The sequence below is a fragment of the Bradyrhizobium betae genome (assembly GCF_008932115.1).
Taxonomy (GTDB): domain Bacteria; phylum Pseudomonadota; class Alphaproteobacteria; order Rhizobiales; family Xanthobacteraceae; genus Bradyrhizobium; species Bradyrhizobium betae.
The window spans coordinates 330,108-355,886 of the sequence record NZ_CP044543.1; the positions used below are offsets into that span (position 1 = coordinate 330,108).

General features: G+C 63.7%; 28 protein-coding genes. All 28 read right to left on the reverse strand.

Annotation, left to right across the window (positions count from 1 at the left end):
* Positions 1 to 39 precede the first annotated feature (39 nt).
* Positions 40 to 921: a hypothetical protein gene (locus tag F8237_RS01710; protein WP_151642108.1), complete on the reverse strand. Its 882-nt coding sequence runs from the start codon at positions 919 to 921 to the stop codon at positions 40 to 42.
* A 56-nt stretch (positions 922 to 977) separates the two neighbouring features.
* Entirely contained in the window at positions 978 to 2,534 is a 1,557-nt protein-coding gene (locus F8237_RS01715; protein ID WP_151642109.1) for a hypothetical protein, read from the reverse strand.
* Positions 2,535 to 2,559: 25 nt separating this feature from the next.
* Positions 2,560 to 3,090 carry a hypothetical protein gene (locus tag F8237_RS01720; protein WP_151642110.1) on the reverse strand — a complete coding sequence of 177 codons (531 nt, stop codon included), beginning with the start codon at positions 3,088 to 3,090 and terminating at the stop codon, positions 2,560 to 2,562.
* The gene (locus tag F8237_RS01725; protein ID WP_151642111.1) at positions 3,087 to 3,806 is read right to left on the reverse strand and encodes a hypothetical protein; all 720 of its coding nucleotides are present in this window, start codon (positions 3,804 to 3,806) and stop codon (positions 3,087 to 3,089) included. The genes F8237_RS01720 and F8237_RS01725 overlap by 4 nt, the downstream gene beginning before the upstream one ends.
* Positions 3,807 to 3,817: 11 nt before the next feature.
* On the reverse strand, positions 3,818 to 4,798 hold the full coding sequence (locus tag F8237_RS01730; protein WP_151642112.1) for a hypothetical protein: 981 nt from the start codon (positions 4,796 to 4,798) through the stop codon (positions 3,818 to 3,820).
* Between the two features lie 306 nt (positions 4,799 to 5,104).
* Positions 5,105 to 7,093, reverse strand: coding sequence for a hypothetical protein (locus tag F8237_RS01735; protein WP_151642113.1), 1,989 nt, complete (start codon positions 7,091 to 7,093; stop codon positions 5,105 to 5,107).
* Between the two features lie 3 nt (positions 7,094 to 7,096).
* A complete protein-coding gene (locus F8237_RS01740; protein ID WP_151642114.1) occupies positions 7,097 to 9,001 on the reverse strand; it encodes a hypothetical protein in 1,905 nt (634 codons plus the stop codon).
* A 3-nt stretch (positions 9,002 to 9,004) separates the two neighbouring features.
* Positions 9,005 to 9,886 (reverse strand): tail fiber domain-containing protein, encoded by an 882-nt coding sequence (locus F8237_RS01745; RefSeq protein ID WP_151642115.1) that lies wholly within the window; start codon positions 9,884 to 9,886, stop codon positions 9,005 to 9,007.
* Complete coding sequence (locus F8237_RS01750) at positions 9,886 to 10,131, reverse strand: hypothetical protein (RefSeq protein WP_151642116.1); 246 nt, start codon at positions 10,129 to 10,131, stop codon at positions 9,886 to 9,888. The genes F8237_RS01745 and F8237_RS01750 overlap by 1 nt, the downstream gene beginning before the upstream one ends.
* Positions 10,128 to 11,837 carry a hypothetical protein gene (locus F8237_RS01755; RefSeq protein ID WP_151642117.1) on the reverse strand — a complete coding sequence of 570 codons (1,710 nt, stop codon included), beginning with the start codon at positions 11,835 to 11,837 and terminating at the stop codon, positions 10,128 to 10,130. The genes F8237_RS01750 and F8237_RS01755 overlap by 4 nt, the downstream gene beginning before the upstream one ends.
* Positions 11,837 to 12,238, reverse strand: coding sequence for a hypothetical protein (locus F8237_RS01760; protein ID WP_151642118.1), 402 nt, complete (start codon positions 12,236 to 12,238; stop codon positions 11,837 to 11,839). The genes F8237_RS01755 and F8237_RS01760 overlap by 1 nt, the downstream gene beginning before the upstream one ends.
* Positions 12,239 to 12,241: 3 nt before the next feature.
* Positions 12,242 to 12,733 carry a hypothetical protein gene (locus tag F8237_RS01765; protein WP_151642119.1) on the reverse strand — a complete coding sequence of 164 codons (492 nt, stop codon included), beginning with the start codon at positions 12,731 to 12,733 and terminating at the stop codon, positions 12,242 to 12,244.
* Positions 12,734 to 12,791: 58 nt separating this feature from the next.
* A complete protein-coding gene (locus F8237_RS01770; protein WP_151642120.1) occupies positions 12,792 to 13,340 on the reverse strand; it encodes a hypothetical protein in 549 nt (182 codons plus the stop codon).
* Between the two features lie 90 nt (positions 13,341 to 13,430).
* A complete protein-coding gene (locus F8237_RS01775; protein WP_151642121.1) occupies positions 13,431 to 14,594 on the reverse strand; it encodes a phage capsid family protein in 1,164 nt (387 codons plus the stop codon).
* Between the two features lie 117 nt (positions 14,595 to 14,711).
* Positions 14,712 to 15,806, reverse strand: coding sequence for a hypothetical protein (locus tag F8237_RS01780; RefSeq protein ID WP_151642122.1), 1,095 nt, complete (start codon positions 15,804 to 15,806; stop codon positions 14,712 to 14,714).
* A gap of 213 nt (positions 15,807 to 16,019) precedes the next feature.
* The gene (locus tag F8237_RS01785) at positions 16,020 to 16,355 is read right to left on the reverse strand and encodes a hypothetical protein (RefSeq protein ID WP_151642123.1); all 336 of its coding nucleotides are present in this window, start codon (positions 16,353 to 16,355) and stop codon (positions 16,020 to 16,022) included.
* A 14-nt stretch (positions 16,356 to 16,369) separates the two neighbouring features.
* Positions 16,370 to 18,136 (reverse strand): hypothetical protein, encoded by a 1,767-nt coding sequence (locus F8237_RS01790; RefSeq protein ID WP_151642124.1) that lies wholly within the window; start codon positions 18,134 to 18,136, stop codon positions 16,370 to 16,372.
* 15 nt (positions 18,137 to 18,151) lie between these two features.
* Entirely contained in the window at positions 18,152 to 18,562 is a 411-nt protein-coding gene (locus F8237_RS01795) for a hypothetical protein (protein ID WP_151642125.1), read from the reverse strand.
* 20 nt (positions 18,563 to 18,582) lie between these two features.
* Positions 18,583 to 20,613 carry a portal protein gene (locus tag F8237_RS01800; protein ID WP_151642126.1) on the reverse strand — a complete coding sequence of 677 codons (2,031 nt, stop codon included), beginning with the start codon at positions 20,611 to 20,613 and terminating at the stop codon, positions 18,583 to 18,585.
* 3 nt (positions 20,614 to 20,616) lie between these two features.
* Positions 20,617 to 20,949: a hypothetical protein gene (locus F8237_RS01805; RefSeq protein ID WP_151642127.1), complete on the reverse strand. Its 333-nt coding sequence runs from the start codon at positions 20,947 to 20,949 to the stop codon at positions 20,617 to 20,619.
* Complete coding sequence (locus tag F8237_RS36735; RefSeq protein ID WP_210250357.1) at positions 20,931 to 21,245, reverse strand: hypothetical protein; 315 nt, start codon at positions 21,243 to 21,245, stop codon at positions 20,931 to 20,933. The genes F8237_RS01805 and F8237_RS36735 overlap by 19 nt, the downstream gene beginning before the upstream one ends.
* Before the next feature lie 3 nt (positions 21,246 to 21,248).
* Positions 21,249 to 22,586 carry a hypothetical protein gene (locus tag F8237_RS01815; protein WP_151642129.1) on the reverse strand — a complete coding sequence of 446 codons (1,338 nt, stop codon included), beginning with the start codon at positions 22,584 to 22,586 and terminating at the stop codon, positions 21,249 to 21,251.
* Positions 22,587 to 22,593: 7 nt separating this feature from the next.
* Positions 22,594 to 22,962 carry an S-adenosylmethionine decarboxylase gene (locus F8237_RS01820; RefSeq protein ID WP_151642130.1) on the reverse strand — a complete coding sequence of 123 codons (369 nt, stop codon included), beginning with the start codon at positions 22,960 to 22,962 and terminating at the stop codon, positions 22,594 to 22,596.
* Positions 22,962 to 23,126 (reverse strand): hypothetical protein, encoded by a 165-nt coding sequence (locus F8237_RS35845; RefSeq protein ID WP_154696345.1) that lies wholly within the window; start codon positions 23,124 to 23,126, stop codon positions 22,962 to 22,964. Before F8237_RS35845 ends, F8237_RS01820 begins: the two co-directional genes overlap by 1 nt.
* 102 nt (positions 23,127 to 23,228) lie before the next feature.
* Positions 23,229 to 23,444 (reverse strand): hypothetical protein, encoded by a 216-nt coding sequence (locus F8237_RS01825; protein ID WP_151642131.1) that lies wholly within the window; start codon positions 23,442 to 23,444, stop codon positions 23,229 to 23,231.
* Between the two features lie 12 nt (positions 23,445 to 23,456).
* Positions 23,457 to 25,043 (reverse strand): terminase large subunit domain-containing protein, encoded by a 1,587-nt coding sequence (locus tag F8237_RS01830; RefSeq protein ID WP_151642132.1) that lies wholly within the window; start codon positions 25,041 to 25,043, stop codon positions 23,457 to 23,459.
* Positions 25,036 to 25,215, reverse strand: coding sequence for a hypothetical protein (locus F8237_RS01835; protein ID WP_151642133.1), 180 nt, complete (start codon positions 25,213 to 25,215; stop codon positions 25,036 to 25,038). Before F8237_RS01835 ends, F8237_RS01830 begins: the two co-directional genes overlap by 8 nt.
* Positions 25,212 to 25,694: a hypothetical protein gene (locus F8237_RS01840; protein ID WP_151642134.1), complete on the reverse strand. Its 483-nt coding sequence runs from the start codon at positions 25,692 to 25,694 to the stop codon at positions 25,212 to 25,214. Before F8237_RS01840 ends, F8237_RS01835 begins: the two co-directional genes overlap by 4 nt.
* Positions 25,695 to 25,779 lie beyond the last annotated feature (85 nt).

Genomic DNA, 25,779 nt, shown 5'->3' on the forward strand with positions numbered 1-25,779 from the left:
GATGTGATGCTTTCCCGAGGATGCGCCAATTGGCGCGGGCTACCAGATCGCTTCGACCGCTGCCTTGCGCCGCGCAACCGTGATAGTCGCAGCGATCATCACCGCGACCGCAACGCCGATCACGCTATAGGCCGCCAGGGACGGCAGCAGCGTCGCCGGGCTCGGCACAACCGTTCCCGTCGTCGTCTTGGCACCCTCATTGGCAGCGCCCGCGATGCCGCCCGCGCCCGCCGCCGTGCGCACGTTCCGTGCGGCTTTGGTGGCTTCATCGACGATGTCTTTTGGCGGAGCGGCGGACGGTCGCGCATCAACATTGTCGTTCGAGAACACGACCGATGCATCGAACTTTTGCATGCCGAGCAGCAGCGCGGCGATCCCGACCTGCGCAGAGACCGCTTGCGGATCGAACACGCTGTCGCGGACATATTTGCCGCTGCTGTAGGCTGTCGTTCCCGAGAACAGGTAGGGGTTGGGGACACCTTTGGTGAAGTAACCGAGGCCGTTGTACTTCATCGAGATCGTGAGCGCCCCGCCCATCGTCCAGTTCTTCCACAGCGCCATGTAGGGGGCGCACTTGATCAGCGCATCGTCGGCGGCCTCGTGCCAGTCATCGAACGGCCCCCTGCCCTTCGGCACGTTGACAGAGATGCGGTCCCAGCGGTCGCCCTGTGCGATCGAGCGCAGGAATTGCGGATCTGGTCCCGCTTCCATCTCCTTGGTGACCGCGATCATGAACCATGGCACATCATAGCCCTTGCGCTTGAGCCGCGCGGACTCCTCCGTGAACCATGCTTTCGTCTTGGGCTCGCACAGCCGCCGTGCGGCGACATCGATCCGGCCCTGCCATTCGGGACGGATTTGCGCCTTGGCAAACACGGCTTCGTTCGCCGCGATCATCGCGGCGTTGGTTGCTTTTGGCATGTTGTCTGACCCTAAGAGGTTGTCGTTAGGCGAGACTTTGGTCGAAGGGAGTTGCTTCAGTTTGCGGACATGACGACCCAGTTGGTGCCATCAGACTGAAGGACGGCCCATTTCCCTGCGGTGTTGGTCAGCAAGGCCGTGGCGGCGGCCCCGCCAGCCAATGGCACCACGTTTGACGACGCGCTGTTGACCGTCTGAGCCGCGATGTTCTTGACGTACAGGACGCGGCCGGGGTTTGCGCTCGCGGTGGGAAGCGTCGCCGTGAACGTTCCGCTCGCGTTGAAGATCACGGAGCCGTTCTGCCCGACCGAGCCTGACGTGCCGGTCAGCGTCGTTGGGGCCTTCCACGCGATATTGCCCCCAAGAACGCTCGAATTGTCTCCAGCCGAGTAGAACGCCCAGTTGGTTCCGGCCCTGCTGAGCTGGGCTACGTAGTAGCCGTATTGCGTCGTGACCGTGCCGGAGCCGCCCACCTCGAGAGTGGAGTGGTGATACAGATTGGTGACAGTGCTGCCGGTGTTGACGCTCGGCGTGGAGACCATGCTCCACACGTTGTCGATGGTCCCTGTGTTCGAAAACGTTTGCCGCGCCTGAAACCCGGCATAATGGTTGAAGTTGACGGCTCCGGTATAGGTCGGCGTCGCGTCAAAGCTGTTGTATCCGATCGGCCCACCGGTAGAGCGTGAGACAGTCGAAACGTCGGCGAAACCATGCCCGTTGCCGGAGCCGGTGTTATCGACGACGCGAGAGATCTCGATCGCGGGATCGCTGTCGGTTGCCGCAGGTGAACCGACAGTGATCGGGAACGCCGTGAACTTGTGAAGCCCGGTCCATGTCGGCGCGATCGCCTGCGAGAGCGCGGGCGCACCGTCAGAGCGAATGGCAGAACCCGCGGAACCGTTCACCGCAGTAAGACCGATCACCGCGGTAGGATTGCCCAGCGTTGCCGCCGCGGCCCATGTCATATCGCCACGCAAGAACGTCGACGATGACGCGCCGGTGCCGCTGTTGAGGTTATTGACTGATAGATTCCCGGTCACGCCGGTTGAGAGCGGCAAGCCCGTGGCATTCGTCAATGTGCCACTTGACGGCGTGCCAAGCGCACCGCCGTTGACGACGGGCGCTCCAGCGGAGCCTATATTGACGCCAAGCGCCGTTGCAATGCCCGTTCCGAGGCCGGTGATGTCGGACGCGATGCGAACGGTACAGGTGTTGCTCGCACAGTTGAACGTCTTGTTGGTCAGCGTGTCGGCCGTCGCCCTAGCCACCAGCGTGTCGGTTGCCGCCGGAAGCGTCAGGACACCGGAGGCGGCTGCACTTGCCTTGAGGGTCGTGGTGCCCGAGCTCGAGCCGGCCAGGAGCAGCGTCGCATCAGTGAACGTCTTGGCTGCCGTAAAGGTCTGGATGGCGTTGAGCAGGTCGACCGTGCCGGAGGCGTTCGGGAGCGTGAACGTCTTGAGCGAGGTCGCAGGCCCCGAGAACTGCATGAAGGCATTGTTGGTGCCGCCTTTGGCGCCGGTCAGCGGCGTGGTACCGGGGTTGACCTGCGCCAGCGCCGGGGATGTCGACCACGCGAGCGCGAGCGCGCCCGCAATCAGGCTGCGGAGCTTCATCGAAATATCTCTCTGATCTGGAAGGTTAGTACGCGCCGGTTCCGTCCGGCAGCGGCGTCAGCGTGATCGATCCGCCGGCGCCATCGATCGTGTAGACGTAGTTCACCGTCGCCATCTGCGTCTGGCCCGCGCCAGGCGTGATGGTGATGTTGTTGACGTTGGCATCGCCCTTGCCATCGACGATGGTGAGAGGCTTTGTCCGCACCGACCAGTCGACGGTGATGTTGAAGGGAGCACCTGCGAGCTGCTTGACGATCAGCACGTCGTCACCCGGTTGCGCGGCGTAAGGCCCGGCCGCCGCCAGCACCCTCACCACCTTGTTGCCGGCCACCTGCGCAAGTTGCACCAGATAGAATGCGTCCGCCACGGAATCCCACGCCAGCACGTAGGTCGTCGCCGGACTGGGCACGAACTGGACCGCCGGCAGCAGTGCGGCGAAATTCAGCGAGACGGTCCAGACCCCGTTTGCCTTCGCGATCGCGACGGCACCCCGTCCCTTGACCTGCGAGGGAAATGGAACGGATGTCGCAACGCGGATGTTGGCGGGCAACGTCATGGCAGACCGTAGGGGTTGGAGGGATTGGGGGTCTGCAAGGGCATCAGCCGCGTACCGCCGCCGAACACCGGAAGCTTTCCGATGAACAGCTGCCGGCTGTCGTAGCCGTCATAGGCCGCCATCGCGATGTCGTAGGTGCGATGGCGGAGCTTGGCCATGGTGGCCGCCGGAATCCGGATTTCGATCCGGCCAAGATCGATCAGGATCAGCCCGCTGCCGAGCTGCGCGGAGATCAGCGGCGCCTCGCACGCATCGGTCCCGATGCCGGAGGATGGCCCGTAGCCGCCGCCATAGCCTTCATGATGGTGCCGCCCCCTGATCTCGAATTCGAACGCGCTCCCGACCTGCGTCACCATGGCGCCGGTTGCGGGCGCGTAGGATGTGACGTACCCGGTCATGGTGTTCTTGCCGGTCGCAGCATCGGCGATCGTCACGGGCGCGCCAGCCGCGATGGCAAGGCCGATGCCGACCGTACAGGCGACCGCCTGCATCTCGGCCCCGATCGGATAATCCTTGATCGTGAGCTGCGTGGCGGAGGCCGTGACGATCGCCCCCGACGTCACCACCCAGGCCGCCGCCGTGAAATCGCCCGGCGCGGCCAGTACCCGCCCCGAGACGTCGATCGCCTCGCCCGTGTCGTCATCGAACAGGCAGATCGTGCGCAGCAGATCCTCGCGGTTGGTCTGCTGAGGCAATAGGACGGGATTGAGATACATCGCCCGCGCCTTCAGAGCTTCATGTAGATGGTTGTCAGCATCGTGGGCTGAACGACAGAAAATGGCGCGCTGGCGCCACCTTGTGGCGCGAACGTGTAGGCGATCGAGTTTGATACGATCCAGGCGCTGCCCGCGCCGACTGACGTGCCGGCCGTGTTGCCAATAGCGAGGAAATTGCCCTGATCGGTACCGGCCGAGTTTTGTGTCTTCAGATTTGCAGTTAACGTCAGAACAGGCGGCGAACTGAAGGACGGCGTGTACGGCGGCAGGTTCGTCGTCGCCAACGTATTGCGTGCGGCACCAAGCACGCTGCCGAGCGTCGTCGAATTACCAGACGTAAACGTGACGCCGGAGAAGAGCGCGCGATCACTATTGCCCATGTCGCCAAGGCCGGCGATGAGCGTATTGCGTCCATCAGGCAGTGTCAGCGTCTTGCTGGCATTGTAGTCGTTGAGGCAATTGCCGCTCCGCCCGCCCGAGATCGGAAGATTGAGATCGGCGCCGCAGAGATAAACGAACAGCGCCTGTGTGTCGGAATTGGCGCGCTCGGTCGCGCCGCTCGACACATTCCCGATCGAAAGCCCGTTGAGGCGCACAAAGCCGGAGAGCGGCCCGGTGCCCCAGCGCATCTTCATGTCGCCGGTCGCATAAAGCGCGGTCGGGTCGACCGTGCCCCCGCCCCCGCCCCCGCCCGAGGACGGCCCGAGCACCTGCATGGTGGTGTCCACGATCGGATTGCCTGCGGCGTTCGTCAGGCGGACGTGGATCAAACCATCGGCGATCCAGAACAGCGGCAGCCGGCCGGACTGATCGCAGGACAGCGGGTTGGACATCGCCTGCGTCAGCGAGAAATCCGAATAGACGTTCTGCTTGGTCGCGACCGTGCCGGCCCGGTAGAACGTCGCCTGGCAGTTCGATGCCACGCTGCCGTCGGTATCGAGCTGGATTGCGAGCGCCAGCGGAATCGTGCCGGCGGCATGGGCGGACGGCACTGATAGGGTGATTCCCAGAAGTGCCAAAATCGATATATTCTTGAGGTATTTCAAAAACATGGGTTGATGCTCTCCACACGTGCGGTTGCCGGATTGCGGCGACGCAGATAGGTTTTGGCCATGACACAATTCCGAAAGCAGCTTGAGATCGAGGCGGCATGGGACGTTCGGGTCGCCGCGATCGGCCTTGTCGTGTTCTTCACCTGCATGGCCTTGCTGCCGAAGAGCTGGTTCTGGTTCTACTTCGTGCCGCTCGCCGCGCTCTGGTTTCGCTACCTGTGGGTCCGCAACAGACGCGATGAAGCGCTACTCGCCGCCGACGCGGTCAGCGACCCCGGGCTCGGCACCCCGCGCTGCTATCGCAGCGATCTTGGCATCTGCATTACGGATGGACGCGAGCATATTCTTGTTGCCCGCAATCAGCCTGATGCCCTTCTGAAGCTTGGTGACGTCGGAGGACGCAAGAAGCTTGGCAACCTCCTTGGCGACACGCTCGTCGATCACCCGATGCCCCCGCGCCGCGCCGTAGACAAGCGCCGCCTTTAGCATCGCCTGAGGATCTCCCTCGTAGCTCTGATATCCGCCGACGCCGCCAGCGAGGCCGAGCTCGACCAGTTGGCGCGCTGTGGTCGAATTGCCCTGAATCGCAGGGCGCGCCAGATCCATGATGCCTTCCACACGAAGCCGCGCCTCGACCTCCTTAGCGCGCTGCGGGCCGAGCGCAACATACATCTCTTCGCGCGCGGCACCCGAGTTCATGATCTTGTTGAGCACTGTGCGGCGATCGCCGGTCTTCTCGATGGTCTGCACGAGGCGCGAGACGTAGCCGTCCTGAAACAGTTGGCGCTCATCGGCCGACATTTTCGCAAGCGCCTTTCGTGCTTCCGGCAGGCCGAAGCGATCGCTGGCGCCGACGAAGTTCTGCCCAGCCTCGATGGCGTCGCCGGCGCCGAAGAATTTTGCAGCTCCCGCGCGCGCCGTGGCGTAGCTCGGCACCACGTCGTCGAGATGCTCTCGCAGGATCCTCGCCCAGTCGCGCGCTTCGGGCGTACCCGTTTTGTCGAGGTTCCGCTTGACGATGTCCCAGAACTGGAGGTTCGGCTCTATTTTCGAGCCGTCCGGATTGGCCTTGAGCTTGAGCCGTCCGGTCTCATCGAACTGGAACGGGTTCTTTGGCGGCGTGAAGCCGAGCTTGGCCGCATCGTTCTTCGCCGACACCATCGCCTTGCGGATCGCATCCTGCACCACGGGCGCCTGGCTGACCTGCTCCAGCGTCTCGGTAAAGCGCATGTTCGCGCCTTCCGAATAGGCCTTGGCGTAGTTCGGCCGATTGACGGTGCGCGCGATCTTGTCGAGTGCATCCTGCTGCGCATCCGCATTTGGAAAATGGAACGTGTTGCGCAGCCAGTCCGCGAGCCGCGGCGATTGCGTCTCAAAGCGATCGTCGATCGTGCGATTGAGCGTCGCACGCGCCTCAGGCGAGGTGTTGGCCGCGCTACGCGCCAATGCTCGCGTCGTCTCTCCGCCCGCGTCGATCAAGGCCGCCGGCTGGCCGGACGCAGAGGCGTCCGTCATCTCTTGAAGCGTCAGGCCGCGGTCCTGATTGCGAATGTCGCGGTCGATCGCGGTTGCAACGCGGCGCTCGGCTTCTTCGCCGGGTTTCGTAAAGCCGCGCACCAAATTGCGCACGGGCTCCACGACCTTGGCGTTGACGACGCGGCCGACACCAGGCGCGAGGCCTCCGATCGCGCCGCCGATCCCACCCGCCGTCAACGGGTTCTCGTCGCGCACGGCCGCATCGGCGCCGCTGACCACGGCATTGCTGGCCGCACCCCGCGCCATCAGCTGCGGCATCGTCCGCCCGGTCAGTCCCAACAGCCGTGCGCCCGTTGCGGTCCCCGCCGCAACGCCCGTTGCGGCAACACCCCCTGCAATTTCCGCAGCGGTATCCGCAACCGGATGCTCCTGCGCAAAGCCCTTGTCCTTGCCCTCCTGGATATCGAGCGCATGCTGATAGCGATCACCGAAACTCTTTTCCGGCAGCTTCTCGAAGCTGTCCGGGAGCAGCGGATCGACCACGGGCGCAAGCGCCGCGTTGGTTGCGGCGTTGAGCTTGTTGAGCGCGCCGCCGACGATCGGAATGCCGCGCGCTGCCGCGCGCGTCAGACCCTCAACCATGCCGGGCGCGGGTTTGCTCGTCTCCATATGCGCCTTCAGCGCCTCGGTCGCATCCGCCATGCTGCCGGCCTGCACCTTGAACTTGCGCCCGTCCTGCTCAATCTGGAAGGTCGGCATGCCCTACTCCGTAATTTCCTGAATCCGGGCCTTCTTGCCGTTCGGCGCCGTGACGACGGTCCAGCCGTCCTTGCTGACCGTTGGTGCTGGCTTCTCGCCTTCCGCCCCACCCCCGCCCAGGGCCTTGAGCGTCCCGGGCAGCAGCATGGAGCCGAAGTTCTTCAGGCCCGTCGAAGTCTCATACTGCTTCTGCAAGCCGTGCAGCTGGCCCAGCGCGAGCTTCTTGTACTTCTCGACGAGCTCGGCAAGCTGCGCCGGGCTGGAGGCACGGTCGAGGTCCTTCTTGACCTCCTCGCGATCTGCGAGCGCGCCGGCCGAGCCGACCACGGCTTTCACGATTTCGTCGCCGACCAGCGCCTTGACGCCGTCGAAATTGGTCGGCGCCGTGCTGCCCGTGTTCGCAGCCCAATTCTGCTTGAAGCGGTTGAGCATGCGGTTGTCGCCGTTCTTCAGCGCAGCCGCAGCGTCGGTCAGCGTATCGAGATGGTCGACCAGCACGTTGAAGGAGCGAATGGTGTTGCCCTGCGGACCCGAGGTGAAGCGCTGGATGGCGACCTGCTGGGCCTTGAACTGCTGCCACTTCTGCGGCAGCGATCCCATATCGATCCCGCGCTGATTGGCGATCTCGGCTGCATGGTTTTGAATGGCGCTCATGGTGGCCGCACCTTGGACACCACGGCCCATGTTCGGCGGCAACTGCCCCGATTCAAGATAGCGCTCCGCCGCCGCGTTGATCGCGTCTGGAGACAGCGTCGGTTGGTTGCCTTGATAAATCGGCTGCGCGGTACGCGGATCAAGCAACGTCTCTCCGGGCCGCATGGGGACCGGCTGAATCGATTTCTCAATCCGGCTCGCCCAATCACTGAGGGCCTCAGCATCCGCCTTTGCGCCCGGGCCAGGCTGACGCGAAACCCGCGCGGCCTCCTGCTTCAGCGCCAGGATGGCCGCCTGCGGATCCGTAAAGCCCTTGGGCAACGGCACTTGCGGCACGATCGGCTGGCCTTGCGGCTGGGGCGGAGCTTGCGGCATAGGCTGCGCGACGGGCCCCTGCGGCTGCGCGGTCACGGGTGCAGCCGGTTGCGCGGAGGGTGCGCCATTTGGCGCACCCTGCGGCTTCTGCTGCGGCGCCGGCTGTGCCGCAGGCGTGCCGGCATTGGCCGACGGCGGCAGCGCACCGAATGCGCCGGCAACACGCTGGGACGGCGTTGCATCTGCGTCCTGCCCTGCCTCAGCCAGCGACGGTCGCGACAGAGGCGCCGCCGAAGCGGCGCCGCCCCCGGTCGGCGCGATGTTGTTGCGCTTTAGGTACGCTGCGAGCCTGTCCCTGACCTGCGCCGCCTGCCCAGGCGTCAACGCGCCGTTAGCGTCTGCGCCAACGGAGCTTGCGATATTACCTGCAACGACGCCGATCTTTGGATTGCCATCACCGAGCGCATCGGTCACCTGCGAAATGACCGAGCCTGCGGCATCGCCACCCCTTGCGCTAGGTGCGGCAACAGATGCTTGCGAGGACACGGCAGGAGCCTGCTGCGGGCCGCCCGTCAGCATTGGCGACTGAGGCGCGTTCATCGCCTGCTTTTGAAGCACCTGAGGCTGCAACTGCGTCATGCCGTCAAGCACGCCGAACCGGGCAAAGAGCGCCTGCGCCTTTACGGGATCATAGTTGCCCTTGGAATCCAGAGCGCCACCCGACTGGAATGCTTCCGCGAGTTGCTGCTGCCGCTGACCAGCTGCAATCCGCTGCTGGTTGAGCTGCAACTGCTGATCATTCGTGTCCCGCTTCTGGCGATTGAACTGACCCTCATAGTAGGCGTTCGGCAGGCCCGCCACCTGCGCGAAGATGTCCGGCGTCGGCGCGCCGTAATCGCGCGTGCTCGGAACGGCGACGGTCTGTTCGAACATTGCCATGGATCAGGCCGCCTCGAGGAAGCGCGCGAGCGAAGCTGCACGCTCGGTCGCCTTGTCGTAGCGCACGGCCTTGAAGCCTCCGATGTCGATCACGGCATCCGGATTCACCTTCTCGACCTCCTGTGCCATGACGCCGATGCGCGGCACCGGATCGCCCTTGTAGTTGTAGCGGTAGACGTTGGTGCCGTCGTAGAGCTCGCCGACCGGCTCGATGAACTCCTTCAGGCGCTCGTCCGAGAAGATCGACAGAGCGGCCGTACCAAGGCCCGACAGCGCGTTCCACTGGTTCTGGTTGGCCTGGTTCTGCGCCAGCGTCGCATTGGCGTTGGCATTGCCGATGCCGGTCGCGGCCGTGTAGTCGAGATTGGCGAGCGAGTTGTACTGGCTCGCGGTCGCGTTGCCCAAACCAGTGTTGACGCCCGCGATGCCGGTAGCGGCCGAGTTCGATGCACCAAGGAACGGCTGAAGGTTGTTGACGGCGTTCTGATAGGTCGTGCTCGCCAAACCCTGATTGTAGTTGGAGAGGTCGATCAGCTGCTTGCCGGAGGCCAGCGTGCCGTTGGCTGCTGCCGCAGCATTGATCGAATTGTTGCCCTGCTGGAGCTGGAACTGGTAGCCGGGCGTCGCCTCGAGCGACTTCATCGCCGCATCGTTGCCCTGCTGGCCGTTGATGCCGAGCAGGTTCTTCAACTGGTCGACGCCCGCGCCCGCGGTTGAATAGTTGGTCAGATACGGCTGCAGCGCCTTGGTGTAATTCGTGTTGAGCGCCGAGATGCCCTGATTGATGTCGCCGGTCGCAGCGGTCTTGCCGGCATTGATGCCGCCGATCTGCTGGTTGGCCGCGTCTTCCGCGACGTTGTTCGTAAAGATATCGAAGATGGACATCAGACGACCCTCACCTGAATCAGGGATCCATTGCGGTAGAGATTTCCAACAGGAACGCCGGCAGCGGCGGCAGCAGCATCGTTTGCCGCATTGACGAGATTGCTCGGCGCGTTGCCTGCCACCATCAGCGTCACCAGGCGATCGAGCAGCACCAGATAATCCCGGAATAGTGCGGTCGGCCGTCCGTCCTTGTCGGCAATCGGAAAGCCCGGATCGAACCTCTTGTCCTTGGCGGGCAGCGTCATGGCCCGACCACCTGCGGATTGTCGCTCATGATGCCGCCCTTCAGACCGCGGTACACGGGATCAGTGATATCGAGCCGCCAGCGCACGCCATGCGGCCCCGCAAAGCCGCGGTTCTTGACACTGGCGCGCGCAAGCTCGCCGCGGGCCTGCGGCGCAAGCGACCGCAGCGATGGATTGTCGAAAGAAATTCCGCCGTCCTTGGAGCACGAAATGGCGCATTGCGGATCGATCGCCTCAGGCGGCGACGAGATGTCGGTTGCCGTGCCGCCGGAGACATAGGCGTTCTGGAACAGCACGTCAGTCAGCTCGATGTGGTTGGCATCAACCACCAAAATCGGGTGCGGCCCATTGGCTTCCGTCGTACCCGTCACGCCCGCGACGTTGACCTGATCGCCGGTATCGGCCTTCGAGGTCTGATCGACAGTCAGCCGCACCACGCCGCCCGCTCCTGACGCGGCTCCGAGCACGGTCATCACGTAGTTTCCGACCTCCTGGCCGACACCCGTCACGAAGTCGAAGTCGGCGCGTGCGATGCGCGTTGCGTTCGGAAACTCCCGCACCGGGCCTGATTCAATGCGGAACAGGAACGGATCGCCATTCTCGGTATAGCTGTCATTGTCGGGGTAGAGAAGATTGCCCGACTGCACGTCGCCGACGATCCATTTGCTGAAGGCTGGATGGCCGGCAACCATGCGCGAGCGGCCATAGACCCCGCCGTTGAGAGACCATCGCTCATGCCAGCGCTTGGTGGACAGGTTGAGTTCCCAGGTCCAGTCGGGCGACGAAATGCGCCAGAACTTCTTGCCGCCCGCAATCGTGCACCCGGCCTCGAGGATCTGCCCGGCGCGTACCGCTCTTTCGATCAGCCGATTGAGATCAGGCGGAGAGACGTCGTTGGGCGCGAGCGAGCCCGGCGACATCCATTGCACATGATAGTCCTGGCTGACCCACAGAAGCTCGGCAAAACCGACTTCGAAGCCGGCGATGGCGGACGGCTGCACAAGTCCGACATCGACGATGGTCAACCTTCCGTAGGGGAACGCGGGCGCGGCAATGGCCTGATCCTGCCAAGCCTCAAACGAGCCCGTGGTGAACAGCAGCAGCATGTTGGAAAACGGAATGCCGCGCAGAAGCTGCACGTCCGCCCGGCCCTGGACCGTGATGAAGGTCAGAGCATTCTGCGTCAGCGCATTGAGCGCGGAGGCAAAACACCGGCTATCGCCGATCGTGAAGAAGAAATAGCCGTCCTGGAAGCAAACCGAATTTGGCTGCGGCAAGCTGCCTGCGCCATTGTAGGACGTCGGCGCGCCGCCGGTCGAAAGCTTGTAGGCGCCGTTGTCGATGTCGACGGCGACGACGTCGGGATTGGCCGCAAGATTGCGCGCGATCGAGACTTGCTGGGAGCCCGGAAATGCACCGAGCACGTTGACGACACCCGCAGCATCGACCGTCGCCGCAGTATCCTTGAACACCTCGTAAGACAGGTTCTTGACCAGCAGCCCGCCCCGGTAGCCCGCCTGCGCCGTGATCGCGTGCTGCGACAGCCCGGGGCAGCCGCGCCAGATCTGCATCGACGGGCCGGTCGGACGCTGCGGCTCGCCCAAGGGCTCTGCGTAGCAATTGACGAGCCGGCCCGAACTTTCCTGCGGATTGAGGCCCGGGAAGCTCGATAGCGGGAACGGGATTTGAGCAGGCTTATTCGGCATCAGAAGGTCTGCATCCGATAGATTTCGTAGGTCGGCTTGCCGCGCGTGATGATCTTGAGCGACTTGGCGGCTGCCCCTCCACCGATCTCAGTCTGCGGCGGGCCGCCAAGACCCCTGTTGACAAGATCGACCAGATCCTGCCCGGAGACGCCAAGGTCCGAGCCGCACTCGCCGGCGAAGATGTCGACGAGGTCGGAGAACCAGCCGGCCGGGATGTTGTCGCGATCCCCGACATAGACGATCTCGAGCCCCGCAAGCTTGCGGAAGATCGAATCCAGATTGTCGTTCACGAGCGCGTAGTCTTCAGGATCAACGGCTTGGCCGACGGCCAGCACGTTGGTCCTCTTGAGGACCGCGAGCACGAGCTCGCTGGACGATCGATATGGAGAGGTCGCGGCCATCGCTTACCAGGGCAGCTGGTTGTAGCCGTGATTGACCCACACGGCCGCGATCTGTGCTTCGGCCAAGTCGCAGGCCTTGGCGAGCTCGTGCAGACGAGGATCGAACAGCTCGCCGATCTGCGCGAAGTCGTCCGGGCCGACGTCGCACTTGGCCTGAAGCTCGCGGTCGCGCGCAAAGCGGCCAATCAGATCCTCCGGCGTCTCGAAGGTCTCTTCCTTGAGCCAGTTCACGAAGTAGGCGCGGTAGCCCTTGGCGTCCTTGGGCATCTTGTCGCGCGAGGCGCGGGTTGCCTTGGCGCCCTCGCCGACGACGAAATGCGGATTGTTGCGCGCGCTCTCGATCAGTTGCGCGTTGAGCTTCTCGGAGCTTGTGCCGTCTGGATCGCCCTTGATCTCCTTGGCCACGTTCGCCTGGAACGTATGACCGCACCATTTCACGTGCGACGGGTCATGCTGACCGGGGACATAGGTGATAATTTCCGCAAGCTTTGCCATTTAGGACTCCTCGAAGGAAGCAGCGCGGCGCCCGGCTCATCCGGGCGCCGCCAGCCGGTTACATGTCGTTGTTCGCGACGAACGCGATCACGATGACGATCTGCCCCGTGGTCGCGGCCGTGCCGGTTTGCGCATATTTGACGAAGAGCGGGATCGGGCTGGCGACGTTCGTCACGGCCATACCGAGGCCCGCGGCCGAGGTCAGGTGAAGCACCCCGGTTGCGAGCGGATTGCCGCTGATGCCGGAGGCCACGATCTCGTTCGCGCTGGCCTTGGTGGTGCCGACCGTGACGACGTTGGTGGTTGCCGCGTTGAATGCGGTCGTCACATAAGCGTCGATCGCGTAGATGTAGGCGCCCGCCGGCAATGCGCCGAACTGCTGGCCGGCGCTGATGCCCTGGTCGTTGAAGTTGACCGTGATGCGGTAGTAGCTCATCTGCTGGTCGGGCGTCTGCCGGGCCGGGAAGTTGCGGGTCTGATCGACCTGAAGCGCAGCTACTGGACTGATCGTGACGGCGGCAACACCAAGAGCTGCGATCGCCGCGATGGCAGCGACCCGGGACAGAAAGGCGAGCGCGCGAAGCTTCGCCAGGATGGTCTGGTACATGGTTGGCCTCCTTCGGCCGATGATGTGAGGTTGATCGAGGTCGAAACGGCGCGGGCGTAGCCGCGCCGTTTCTTTCATTCAGCCGAAGGTCTAGTTGTCGCCGACCGCGGCAAGGAAGGCGGTATAGACACCCCACTCCTTGAAGTTGCCCGCCGCATTGAGCTTGGCGATCTTGCCGACGCCGTAGGCCATCTTGATGCCCGCGCCGCGGAGGAACTGATAGTCGTCCTCCTTAAGGAAGGTCGGCGTCGGCATCTTGCCCCAGCACCAGGCCATCGCACCCTGCCCGCACAGGAACGCCGGCGCGATCTGAATGCCGCCGGAACCTGCCGTCGCGTAGAAGACCGGCAGGCGCAGCGACAGCTCCGGGATCTCGCGGATGATGACGCCGTTGTAGAGCAGGTCACCATCGACGAAGATCGGGTTCTTCAAATAGCCCTGGTTCTCGCGCGCGCGCGAGTTCTGGTTGGCACCCTTGATGTCGGCGTCGTTCTGGGCATCGCGGAACTGCTCCTGTCCGACGAACAGCACGAACCACTCCGTCCCGTTTTCCTTCAGTTTGAAGGGACGGATGCGCGGATTGGCCTTTTTCGCCGACCGCTTCATGCGGTTGACGAGCGCGCCCGACACAATCATCGCGCCGGTCACGTTCGCCATCGAGGCGGCGAAGTTGCCGGCAACGAGATTGGCCGTGTTGCCGTTGCCGACCAGGATGCGGTCGGCATTGTCCGTGATCCAGGTGTTGCGCTGGGCCGCGGTTGCAGCATCGAACAGGATGCCATTGACGCGCTGGCCGTTCGCAGAGCCGAGGCCCGCGGGCGGGTTCTGCGACGGCAGCGCGTAGAAGCCATCGACGATCTCGTCGCGCTGCTTCTCCTGACCCCAATCAGTCAGCGCCGGCTTGATCTCGGCGTAGAGGTCGATCGAGGACTTCTGCTCTTCGGCGTTGGTGATCGTGACCGCGTGCCGCGACCAGTCGATCCACATGCGGGTGCCCTGGTTGTCCAGACCCTCTTCGTTGCCGCGCAGTGCGCCCGAGCCGACGCCAGCGCCATTGAGGCGGGCGCGGAGCGGGATGTTGATTTGCTCGCCGCCGTTCTTGCCGCCCTTGTCCAGGTCCGTGATGACGCGAATGATCGCGTTCATCGACGGTCCCATATAGGGCGAGAACAGGTTCTCGCGAACATATTCCCGGTAGATTTCCTTTCGGAAGTAGATGAGCTTGTTGTTTGCAGCAGTGGTCGTAAGCGCCATGGCGCGATGTCCTTTTGCAAGGCCCGCGCGCTGGTCTCGTTTGTTTGCAAACCGGCCTTACTGCGCATCGCCAGTTAAGCGAGGCGCGCAGGCATCGTCATTTTGGAAAGAACGCTCTCAGCGCCAGGCAGCGTCAGCGACCGACTGATCCGAATTGTCATTGACGACGTGATCGCCGCGTTCGACTCCAAGATTGGAGCCGCCGGCGCGTGCCAACGATTGCGGCAGTCGGGTGGTGGTACGCGCGGGGCCATTCTCTCCGGCCGCAGCTTCGCCACGCAGATCGGCGATCAACTGCTTCCGGAACTCAGGGTCTTTCAGGAGGGCTTGCCGGGTATCCTCGCGGATCCGGGCCTCGGCTGCATCGGGATCCTCCCCGAAGCGCGCGAGCGCCTGACTCCGCTTGTGCCATCGCACCAATTCCTCGCCCGGATTGGCCGAGTTATAAATGCGTTGCACGGTTGCCCGGTCGTCGGGGTTTTGCGGATTGAGGCCGTTGATGGCCTCAAACGCCTTGCCGAACGTGTCCTTGTGCGTGGCATGGGCGAGCGCGAAGCTCGTCTCGACGGCGTTCTTGCGAACGTCCTGCCGGACAGGCGCGACCGCTTGCTGCACGGCACCAAGGATGTGCTCGACGAACCCCTTGGGGTTTTCGAAGATGTCGGGGACTTCGGGCTCAGCCTTCGGCTCTTCCTTCACGGCTTGCGGCGACTGCCGCTGACCGTTGAGAATGCTCGTCAGCTGCTGGAGCTGAGCTTCGAGCGCGGCGATCTTCGGGTTGTCACCCGTTGTGCCTGCAAGCTTGGCTTCGAGCTCGGTTACACGAGCCTCTGCCAGCCGTCGCTTCTCAGCCTCCTCGCGGAGCTTACCCGAAGGCACACGGCCCGCCGGCGGCTCCTGCTCGCGCTGTTGCTGTGCGGTCTTGCCGTCACCGGCAGTCTCCGTTCCAGCCTCATCGCCCTCTTCCCCGTCCTCGCCCTCTTCGGCTTCCTCGGTCTCTTCGGAGTCGCCGTCTTCCTGCTCCTCGGAGCTGGCGTCGCCATCTTCGACTTCGTGCTGGCCTTCGAGGCCTTGGCCCATGCTTTCCAGCGCACGGCCCCCGGTCTCGTCGAGCGCGGACGTCTCTTCGTTACCCCACGCTTCTCCTGCGATCTCTTTCTCCGTTTCCATGATCGCATCGGAGATGGCGTCGACTTCCCTTAACTGACCCATTTGAATGGCTACCTTTTCACTTGCCAGCGTCTGGTGCTGGACGGACCGCAGCGCCGTTCGCGAGCGTGGCGGGAATTGCCCACCTCGCCCGGCACGCCGGCACTGATGAATTGCGTTGCGCCGCTATGGAGGACGCCTGCCGCAGGGTTTGAAGATCGGCACTCTGGAAGCCGCACGCCGTCTGGTGGCGCTGACCGAAAGTCTGTTGTTGCCTTACGTGGCCTTGTCGGCCGGCGCGGCTTTGGCGACCTCGGCGGCCTGAGCCGCGAGCGAGGACGCCTGGTTCTTGTTCATCTCGATCGCCTTCTGCAGGCTGTCGATCAGGGCGAGCGCCGCATGCGGCGAACAGCGCAGATGCGAAACGCAGACGGCCTCGCGCGCGATCGTGCCGTCCGCCTTCGGAACGATGGTGGCCGCGGTCAGCTCGACCTCGATGCCAAGACCGACGATGCCGTAGAGCGGCGCGTTGTCGAAATAGACGAAGGGTGCGGCGGAGGCGTTCTTCAGCAGCGGTGGGGCGGAGGTGACGGGCTTGCCTTTGATGGACATGATCGCTGGTCTCCCTAGCCGGCTTTCAGAAGCCAAGCGGGTGCATTGTCGTTGGATGCCGGATCGAGATCGCGCATGAGCAGCCAGCCGGAGAACGTTCCTGTGGCCGGGTTGTAGTTGAACACCCGGTTCATGAAAGCGCGGCTCACCGTGATGGTGCAGCTGCCTGCCGCCGTGAAATTCGCCAGCACGCGCATCGTGACCGCAGTTTTGCTCGTCGAGGCCGCCAATGGCTTGGTGGGATAGCCCTTCAGATCGAACGTGTAGGCCGTCGTTGGGCCGTTGTTTGTGCCACCTCCCGTGGCGGCCGCGGCGCCATAGAGCATCAGGGAATCCCGCGTGCCCGCATCGGTCTGCATCGCCAAGTCGCCATAGACTGAGCAGTTGCTTGAGCCGTTCGCCACCGACACCTTGGCGCCGCCCTGCCAGAAATAGCTCAAATCCCAGTTCTGCGCGCTCGGTGCGGTGCTCTGGATCCGCCACGTGTCCGCACCGGTCGTGGTGATGGCGAACGTGATGTCGTTGCCGCAATTGCCAGCCGAGTTACACCATGTCGAAGCAGCATTGGTGATGGTAACGCTGACGCCTGCCGTGCCGCAGACCTGCGTCCAGGTCGAGGGCACCGTACCGCTCGAAAGTGTGCAGGTGGTATTGGTGCCGCCGCTCGTGGCCGTGAAAAGCGGGTTCGTGATGTAGGAATATTCGTTCGTCGGATAGAGGCTGTTGATCGCGGCCAGCTCGAAATCAACCGGAGCGAAGAAGTTCTGGAACGCGCTATTGAAGCGCGCGGCCGCAAGCGAGGCGCCGAAATTGTTGAAGTGCGTGACGTTGTCGAGCAGCACGTTGTCGACGAACGAGACCGCCGTGGCTGAGCCAGCAGCCTTCCACAGCGACGGGTTTGCCGACCAGAGGAACACGCGACCAGGATAGGCGGCGGCGATCGCGCGTTGGTACGAGATCAGTTCATATAGTGCGCTCAGCGGGCTATAGGTCGTCGTCATCGACTCCGCGGAAACAACGGCGTTCGAGGTGATCGAATAGGTGCCGACACCGCCCACCGCTCCCGTCAGCTGCGCCACGATCTGGGTGCTGGAAGTCACGCCCGCGCCGACCAGTATCTGGCGCGGCCGAATCGTTCCGCTCACTACCGAGTTGACCGTCAGCACGTTGCCGGTTGTCTGCCCATTGAAGGATGCAATCGTGGCGCCGGTATTGTTGATGAGCGTATTGCCCGGCTCCTCGGTGAGGATGACGTTTTTACCGGCCGCAAGAAACGCATTGATCGCAGTTTGAAGATTGCCCGCAGCGACCGAGGCGACGTTGGATTGATCGACCACCACCCCGTTGGCATTGGTGAACGGGAAAGCGCCTCCGCTTGGAGAGATGGTGCAACTCCCGCCGGCGGCATTGAGATCGTTGACGGCGGGATAGCCGATGATCACCCACTGGTTCTTGCTGGCGACGATCTGTGCGATGTTGGAAGGCTGCAAATACTGATCGGTACGACACCCCGACAGCGCCGCCATGACGCCGACCTGGTAGCGATTGGAGGCAAGAGCGCTCGCCTGAGCAAACCAGTTGACGCCGCTCGTCCCACAATAGCTGGCAGCCTCGCTGTTGCACGTGCCACTGGCCCAGATGTCCGCCATCCGACTGTCGCCGATGACGTCCATCGTGATCGCCGACTGTCCGGTCCAGACTGGCGGATTCTGGATGCCATCGGCCTGCGCACAACAGAGGCCGAGCAGCAGTGCAAGGAAGACGAGGAACTGTCGCTTCATCACAGGCGGCTCCCGCTACTGGACCGCGACGTAAAGACTGTCGCCGCTGGACGCGCACGTCCCGACGATCGGCCCGCCGTCCGTGTAGGGATAGTATCGAGTGTAGGAACCGCCCGGCGCCAGTAGCAGCGAGGCCTTCGCCGCGGTCATAGTCTGCTTGCTTCCGGACGTCGTGACGCTGGTCGAGGTCGTGTTTCCGGCCACGACCGAACCATCGACATTCACCCAGCAATTGTCCGACACATTGTTGTTTTGGATCGTGAGCGCACGCCGCGAATTGTCGGCGGCCTGGATGGTCTGATACGTGTTCCCGGTCGTGATTGACACGGACCAGTTGGCCGATGGAATCGCGCCTTGCGCGAGGACCGCGCCGGCATTCACAAGCAGCGCAACCGCAACTGCCATCATCCTCAGCAATGCCAGCATCGAATTCTCCACTTTGATCATCAGCGCATGCCTGCGCCAATTGGCGCAGGCTGCCGGGGTGGCGGTTGCATGCCGGCCTGCCCCTGCTGCGGCGAAAGGAACGGCGCCATCACCTCGTGCGCTTTGAACAGCGAATCCCGCACGAACTCCGCGGCATCGAGATCGGAGGCGCGCGCGAGATGTCCGGCGCGCGCGGCCTCCGTCGTGACGGCCGCCTTCTTCTGCTCGGCAGACGCAAGCGACAATTGCGCGCCGGCCAATGCCTTCTGCGTGTCTGCCGCCTGTTTGGCGTTCTTGCCGGCGGCATGCTCCAGCTCGAGCTTGGTCTTGGCTTGCTGAATCTGCAGCTGCTCCGGCTTCGGCTTCATCATCTCCGCGACGCGGTCCTTTTCGTCGCGCGGAATAGCCGGATCGAGCTCGATCAGGACCTGCGGCGGGATGGTGCCTGGCGGGTACTTGGAGAGCTTGTCCGCAAGCTCCTGCATGGCGGAGATCACGTCCGGTCCTTCATCAAGCACGATGTTAACGTCAAGCGCGCCCACCGCATTGACGATGACAGGCCGGCCCCATTGGTCCAGATCGACGCCGTTGAGCTGGATGAACTCGGCCAGCTTCTGGTTATTGTTGACGCGGATCCAGCGCTCCGCCTTCCAGTGTCGCTGCGCCGCGTTCCAGATCTTGCGGTAGAGGTTGAGCTTCCACATCCGATGGCCGAGCACGAACGGACCAAGTTCGGCCATGCCGGGCTGGCGCAGCAGCTCGATCGCCTTGCCCGAGAGACTGTTGAGGCCCGCGCCGCTTGCGGCTGCAAGGTTGGCATTGGCAAAACCATCCAGCTCGTCCTTGGCGTCCTGCGTGAACGAGGTGAAGGTCGCGACCTCAGGCGTGGTGTCGTCGACCTTGAGGTCGAACCCCTTGTTTTTCTCGACCACACCGTCATGACGGGCAACCTCGCGGCGCGTGATCTCGACGTCATCGACCGCGCCCTTGTCCATCACGACACGGCGCGAATTGGCCAGCGCCATCGTCTTGGACTTGCCCTGGTTAAGCGCATCCTGCGGCCCCTTGAAGGTGCGCACGAACGAGTAGCGATCGCCGTCCTGGTCGATGAACGGGCCCCACATCTCGAAAGACGAGGTCGAGTTGCCACGCTCGTCGAAGAACGGCGAGATGCCCTGGTCGAGCAGGACGTTCGCGACATAGAACGCCCAGCACCACTTGCCCTTGTGCTTGTACCAATGCTCGACCATGCGCACGCGGCGGGTCGACGTGATCAGCCACTTGATCTCGCGATCGGGGTTGGTGGTGAGGTCGCTGTCGCCCTGGAAGAGGCCCTGAAGCAGCTCTTCCTTGTCCGGGAACATCTCGACCGCGGCCTCGACGTCCATCCATTTGGCGACGCCCTCGTAGCGGACATCCTTGAAGTCGACCCGGTAGGACCTGGCATCGTAGAAATACTCGTCGCCGATAACCCATTCGATTCCGATGTCGGGATCGCCCTTGTCGCCCTTCTGAAGCACCAGCTGCACACCGCCGATGCCGTCGATGCCGGTCTGTAGCAGCGACCAGTAGTTAAGCGAGTTCTTGAACTGGTTGGCATCCAGCACGTAGCGCACCGACTGCGTCGCGACCGCCGCGCCCACCTCGCTCTTGGGGTCGCGCCCCTCGGCCTTCGGATCGCCGCGCATACGCTCGACCAGGCCGACGATGCCGTTGATCTTGCGCCCGACCCGATTCCAGATCTGTACCGGCTGATGACGGGCCTTGAGCACGCGCAACTGTTCAGCCGTGAGCTGGGCGCCGTGATAGTAGCGCCGTGAGTCCTTGGCTTCCTCGACCTCCTCGACCTTGGAATCCATGTAGTCGAGAAACTGCCGGCGCAGCTCGCCGACGGAGAGGAACTGATCCGGGTTGAACGCGGCGCCGCCGGCGGCTTCATGCCGTGAAAAATCGTCCGACGTCTCCGGCTCCGGCTGCTGCACGAGCGGCGCCAGCCGTGCCGCATCGGCGCGGTCCATCTCGTCCAGAGGCGAGTACTCGACGACGGGCATCGGCTACTTGGTCGCGATGCCGCGCGAGGTCTGGGATGCGCCCGTATCGCCTTCCTTGCCGGACGCGATCGGCTTTTCCTTCTTCAGCTTGGCCAGCTGCTTGTCGGAGATGTGGCCGGAGCGGGCGAGGCGTTCCGCCTTGCGCGAGACTTCGGCCATCTTGGCGGATTCCGCCGCCGCTTCCTTGCGCACCATGGCCATGAGCTTCTTGTCCCCCTGGATTTCTTCGGCCCGCATCAAGGTCCGCATAGCTTCGCGGACTTCCCATTCGTCGTACTTGCGCGAGGCCTCCGCTGTTGCGGGCCCGGGCACTGCCTTCAACGCAGACTTCGCCATGAGATACTCTCCTGTCGGCCGTTCTGGCGTTGCGTCGCGAGCATTCGCGCGGCTGTTTTCGGTTGGCATCCGTCGCCCATCAGACTGATGACGCGGGAGAATCCGTATTCGTTGATGAGGTCACGCCAGGCGCGATCGAGCCCGTCGATCTTCATCATCATGCCAAGGCGATCGTACTGCTCTGGATTGTCATCATCGAGGTCAACGTCCGGCTCTTCCGGAATGTCCTGCCAGCGCGGCCGATCGTCACGCGCGAACCGATCGCGGCGACGGCGCGTTGAAGACCTCGCGAGCACGCCTCACCCCTTCGCCATCATCTTGTCGAGCTGCTTGTCCGAGATCGCGCCCCTGGCGTAGAGCGCCTCGGCCTGGCGCTGCTGCTTCGACTTCGGCTTGTCCTTGCCGAGCACGTGCTCGAGCTGCTCGCGCGCCACGTCGAGCGCGTCGATGGGCTTGTCGAGCAGATGCCCCTCGACCTGCTCGGCGACCGCCTTGCAGTTGGCGATCGCTTCATCGGGCGTATCGCCGAATGCGACCACGGCGCCGATCTCGGCGCATCCCGTCCACTGCGGGATGACGTAATACTCGCCCTCGATGCGGCAGAAATTTCGCAGCTTGACGAACTCGCGGACCTTGTCCGGGATCGTCACGTGCATCCAGTTCTGATCGGCCCATTCGGAGATGAGCAGGACCTCGGCGCCCCACCTCGCCTTGAAGTCCGGCTCGATGACGATGCCTTCGGCGGCGAACCAGATCACCTCGGCGAGGTTGCTCATCAGGACCTGATAGAGCTCGTTGGGAGGCGAGCCTGCCCGGCAGCAGGGATCGATCAGATAGGCCTTGCCGTCCTTGGTGCAGCGAACCTCGGTCGAGAGGAAGCCGCGATAGCCGTAACGCTTGAGCGCGGGCGCGAGCTTCTCGTTGACGGAGCGCACCTGTTCGGGCAGCTCGGCCCAGCGCACCGTCTTCATCAGGTACGCTTCGTCCTTGACCTCGACGCCGGTCATCGCGCTCTTGGCGAACTTGCCGTCCACGCAGATGCCGTCATAGCCGGTCTCGACCGCATCATTGATGCCGGCCTCGACCGTGAACTCCATGACCTTGGTGTAAGCCCCGAGCTTGTGCTCCAGCTCGTTGAGCCGCACCTCGACCTTGGCGTAGTCCTTGGCGCCAAAGGTCTCCATATCGCCGCGCGTGCCCGAGATCTTCACCCACTGATCGTCATGGGCTTTGAGATGCTTGCGCAGGGCATCGAGGCCCTTGATCACCTTGTAGGGCCCGATGTCGATGCCGAGCTTCCTGCTCTTCTCCTTCGAGGCCGGCCGGTCGATCTCCAGCTCAGCGCCGCCGCGGCAGCCGAACACGCGCTTGCCTTGCGCGGCGAGCCATTTCTGCATGCCGGCCTCATAGACATCGGGGAAGATCCAGATGTCGACCTCGTCGAAGCAATCGAACGGGTTCTCGACCCGCTCGACCCCGGGCAGGCCTTCCCCGATCAGAAGCGCATTGGACTTCGGCATGCCGCTCGTCCAGGGCACGTAATACAGCACGCGGCCGAACGACTTGGCAAGCGTGACCGCAAGCTCGGTGAAAACGCCGTTGTCGTAGATCAGCGCCGTCTTGCTCTTGAGGTTCACGCCTGCCTCACTTCAACCGCAGTTGATGGAAGAACGCGCCGTCTTCCGCCGCCGACGGCTTGAGGCCGAAGCTCTCCGCAGAATCGAACACGACGCCTATTGCAAATTCCCGGCAGGAGCAGACGAACAGGTAGGCGCCGTCGTGGTCCGACCATGTATCGACGACCAGGAAGGATTCCGTGATCGGCAACATCAAGGTTTGCCCGATCCCACCCTTGCCTTCGAGCGGATAGGTCCAGACCGCGGGCTCGCCGACCGGGTACATGCCGATCGCATCGCACACCGCGACCAGGAATTCCTTCCACTGCTTTTCGGTCAGCTGGCCGTGGAGAACCAGGCCGAACGAGCGCATCCGTGCCCCCAGCGCCTCCACCATCAGACGCTGTCCAGATGGCGCTTGGCGGCCTTTTCGGAGATCAGCCCGCGATTGATCGCGCCCTTGGCGGCCTTGCGGGTGACCGCCTTGCTCTTTCGGCTGTGCGCGGGCTTGCCCTGGTAGGCGATCGCCTTGTTGGCGGGGGCGGCGGTCGTCTCAGCCATCCAATTCGTCTCCGTCAGGCTCTTCGCTGTAGTCGCGCCACGCATCCGGATCATCCGGCTCGACCTCGGCAGCATCGAGGTCGTCGTCATCGTCCGGGTCGATCACTCCCCGGAGACGCCCAGCAGGGCCTTCAGCTCGCGCAGCTGCTCATTGGAGACCGGCGCATTGTGCTTCATCGAGTGCTCGAGGCTCGAAACCAGCTCGCGCGCCCGCTCCGACAGCGAGGTCCCAGGCACATTCGGATCGCCGGGCTCTTGCCCCATCTGGGCACCGGACACGCTGGCGGCGATACCTTCGCCCTGCTCTTGGTCGGTCATGCTCGTTCTCCCTCACAGTGTTGCAGTGTCTTCCGAGTAGCGCTCGTCGCGGTTCTCGCTGTAGGCATCGCGTGCTTCCTTGGCGGCGGGCGTCAGCGACTTGACCCAAGGGCGCGAGGTCGAGGCGTACCGGCCATCGTCGGCAGCGTGATCCTCGCCCGTGGTATCGAGATCCTCAGGCCGCGCCTGATCGTGCTGCAGCACGGGGACCGTGCGGATGAAATCCGTACACGTCGCGAACACGTACATCATCGGCCGGCCCGTCGACCAATCGACCGAACCGTCCTCGCTGCGCTTGGCCGTACCGATCAGGCGCGCGCGGAACAGATCCCAGCCCGACATCGGGCCGCCGCGATCCCGGCTCTCCGAGCGAGACACGCGCGTGTTGTCGGCTTCGCGGAACGGGACCAGCTTCTCCTTGATCAGGACCTGGTTGATGCGCTCTGCGATCGACGGGCCGCCATCTTCCTTGAAGGTCGAAGGATCGAGCACGCCGTAGGAGAGTTTCGGATCGTCCTTTTCGAGCCGGGCGATGCGAGCGCCGACCTGTTCGGCCGTCAGCTTGCCGCCTTTTGCACCATAGTCCTCGCGGTAGCGGATGATGGCGCCGCGAGGCAGCAGCGTTGACCGGTATTGCGAGCCGTCATAAGCGTCAGGCTTTAAGCCGTCGAGCCCGCGGGCTTCGCGCCCGCCTATCCTGTGGTCGTCGCCGACGACAGCCCACCAGCCGATGCTGAACGGGCTGTAAGAGCCCCAGTCACCAGAGCGAAACCGCAGCCAATGCCGCGGAAGAGTGAACGGCGCGAGAACATGCTGCGGATTGCTCCACTCGTCGAAGAAGGCGCCTTCCACCACATCCCAGTCGCCATCGCGCATCGCCTTGACGAGCGAGGCCGAACCGAGGCCGTAAAGCTTGGCCTCGTAGTCCGGGTCATCCTTCATCATCGAAGGATTGTCTTCGAGCCGCGCCGGGATGAACTGGCGCAGCATGCCGCCTTCAGCCTTCGGCATCCGGCGGACGGCGAGCGGCATCGTGCCGGTGATGAAGGTGGTCTTGACCCACAGATGCCCGGTATTGCCGGGGTTGGAGCCGCACAGGATCCGCGGAAACTTGCCGACATACTCCGGCGGAAGCGTGATGCCGACCATGCGCACGCGCCCCCGCAGGAAGCGGTACATGAATTCGGAGAAGTGCGTCAGCTCATCGATCAGTAGGACGTGGATTTCCGCGCCCTGGTACTTGTAGACGTCGCTCTCGGCCTTGCAGTGGCAGAGATAGATGCGGCTGCCGTTCCAGAAGCGGACTTCATCGCCGATGATGCGGCACCAGCCACCCAACACCAGCGGCGCCAGCATCGCGCGGAAGCCCTTGGGGCCTTCCAGATGGTTCTTGTAGAGATCCTCGCGGACGCGGCGGAACAGATAGACCTGAAGGCCCGCGATCGAGCAGCACCACACGATCGCGGCGACCCGCATCAGATGAGACTTGCCCGGACCGGCCGCGCCGCCGAACAGAACCTCCGTCGCCTCGGTTAGGAACGCGACCCACTGCTTGGGCCAGAGGTGAACGCGGAGCGCGTCGGGCCGCTCGTCATGCACAGAGGTACCGCAGGAGTACGCTCGATTGCCGATACGCCTCGATCGCCTGCTCAGTGAGCGACGTACTGTTCTGCTTGGTGAAATCAAACCACATCGCGTCCCACTGCTCTTTCGTGGGGTTGCGATGCGCGATCAGCTCGCCAGCCTCATTGCGGTAGCAGATGATGCTCATGCACCCGGATTTCCCGTCATGATGATCGTCGGCCCGGCGACGCTGACTGCCGCGCCCGCCAGCGGCACGCCGTCCTTGCCGGTCGCCTCGACCTTGTCGCGCCAGACGCCGGCAAGCTTCGCCTTGGTCTGGATGCACTGATTGGCCGCGCTCGGCTCTTTCAGCTTCATGGCCAGATCGCGTGCCTCTTCCGCCTCGACCAGCAGCGAGGCAACCGACGTCGAGGCCAGCATCGCGCCCTGGTACTGGATGCCGGCGACGCGCTCGCGGATCACCTTGCGCTGGCAGAACTTTCGCGCGTTCGCGCGGAACGACGAGGCGCCGGTATCTAAACCGCCAAGCGAGGCCGCCTCCTCCTGCAGGCTCGCCGTCATCGGCAGGCCGCGCTTGGCGCGCTCCTCAGGTGTCAGCGCAAAGCCCGCAGCCAAATGCTGCGCGGCGCGCTCTTCCTGGGGGTTACGCAAGGCCACGGAGTGCATCGATCTGATTCCACCTGAGTCCGTCCTGACTCATTCCCGCCGCAAAGAGAAAAAGCCGCCCGCGACAGGGGCGAACCTTTCGCGA

Excerpts from the sequence above, each read along its gene's own strand:
- F8237_RS01710 (WP_151642108.1), bottom strand. The coding sequence starts at position 921 with ATGCCAAAAGCAACCAACGCCGCGATGATCGCGGCGAACGAAGCCGTG.
- F8237_RS01715 (WP_151642109.1), bottom strand. The coding sequence starts at position 2,534 with ATGAAGCTCCGCAGCCTGATTGCGGGCGCGCTCGCGCTCGCGTGGTCG.
- F8237_RS01720 (WP_151642110.1), bottom strand. The coding sequence starts at position 3,090 with ATGACGTTGCCCGCCAACATCCGCGTTGCGACATCCGTTCCATTTCCC.
- F8237_RS01725 (WP_151642111.1), bottom strand. The coding sequence starts at position 3,806 with ATGTATCTCAATCCCGTCCTATTGCCTCAGCAGACCAACCGCGAGGAT.
- F8237_RS01735 (WP_151642113.1), bottom strand. The coding sequence starts at position 7,093 with ATGCCGACCTTCCAGATTGAGCAGGACGGGCGCAAGTTCAAGGTGCAG.
- F8237_RS01740 (WP_151642114.1), bottom strand. The coding sequence starts at position 9,001 with ATGGCAATGTTCGAACAGACCGTCGCCGTTCCGAGCACGCGCGATTAC.
- F8237_RS01745 (WP_151642115.1), bottom strand. The coding sequence starts at position 9,886 with ATGTCCATCTTCGATATCTTTACGAACAACGTCGCGGAAGACGCGGCC.
- F8237_RS01750 (WP_151642116.1), bottom strand. The coding sequence starts at position 10,131 with ATGACGCTGCCCGCCAAGGACAAGAGGTTCGATCCGGGCTTTCCGATT.
- F8237_RS01755 (WP_151642117.1), bottom strand. The coding sequence starts at position 11,837 with ATGCCGAATAAGCCTGCTCAAATCCCGTTCCCGCTATCGAGCTTCCCG.
- F8237_RS01760 (WP_151642118.1), bottom strand. The coding sequence starts at position 12,238 with ATGGCCGCGACCTCTCCATATCGATCGTCCAGCGAGCTCGTGCTCGCG.
- F8237_RS01765 (WP_151642119.1), bottom strand. The coding sequence starts at position 12,733 with ATGGCAAAGCTTGCGGAAATTATCACCTATGTCCCCGGTCAGCATGAC.
- F8237_RS01770 (WP_151642120.1), bottom strand. The coding sequence starts at position 13,340 with ATGTACCAGACCATCCTGGCGAAGCTTCGCGCGCTCGCCTTTCTGTCC.
- F8237_RS01775 (WP_151642121.1), bottom strand. The coding sequence starts at position 14,594 with ATGGCGCTTACGACCACTGCTGCAAACAACAAGCTCATCTACTTCCGA.
- F8237_RS01780 (WP_151642122.1), bottom strand. The coding sequence starts at position 15,806 with ATGGGTCAGTTAAGGGAAGTCGACGCCATCTCCGATGCGATCATGGAA.
- F8237_RS01785 (WP_151642123.1), bottom strand. The coding sequence starts at position 16,355 with ATGTCCATCAAAGGCAAGCCCGTCACCTCCGCCCCACCGCTGCTGAAG.
- F8237_RS01790 (WP_151642124.1), bottom strand. The coding sequence starts at position 18,136 with ATGAAGCGACAGTTCCTCGTCTTCCTTGCACTGCTGCTCGGCCTCTGT.
- F8237_RS01795 (WP_151642125.1), bottom strand. The coding sequence starts at position 18,562 with ATGCTGGCATTGCTGAGGATGATGGCAGTTGCGGTTGCGCTGCTTGTG.
- F8237_RS01800 (WP_151642126.1), bottom strand. The coding sequence starts at position 20,613 with ATGCCCGTCGTCGAGTACTCGCCTCTGGACGAGATGGACCGCGCCGAT.
- F8237_RS01805 (WP_151642127.1), bottom strand. The coding sequence starts at position 20,949 with ATGGCGAAGTCTGCGTTGAAGGCAGTGCCCGGGCCCGCAACAGCGGAG.
- F8237_RS01820 (WP_151642130.1), bottom strand. The coding sequence starts at position 22,962 with ATGGTGGAGGCGCTGGGGGCACGGATGCGCTCGTTCGGCCTGGTTCTC.
- F8237_RS35845 (WP_154696345.1), bottom strand. The coding sequence starts at position 23,126 with ATGGCTGAGACGACCGCCGCCCCCGCCAACAAGGCGATCGCCTACCAG.
- F8237_RS01825 (WP_151642131.1), bottom strand. The coding sequence starts at position 23,444 with ATGACCGACCAAGAGCAGGGCGAAGGTATCGCCGCCAGCGTGTCCGGT.
- F8237_RS01835 (WP_151642133.1), bottom strand. The coding sequence starts at position 25,215 with ATGAGCATCATCTGCTACCGCAATGAGGCTGGCGAGCTGATCGCGCAT.
- F8237_RS01840 (WP_151642134.1), bottom strand. The coding sequence starts at position 25,694 with ATGCACTCCGTGGCCTTGCGTAACCCCCAGGAAGAGCGCGCCGCGCAG.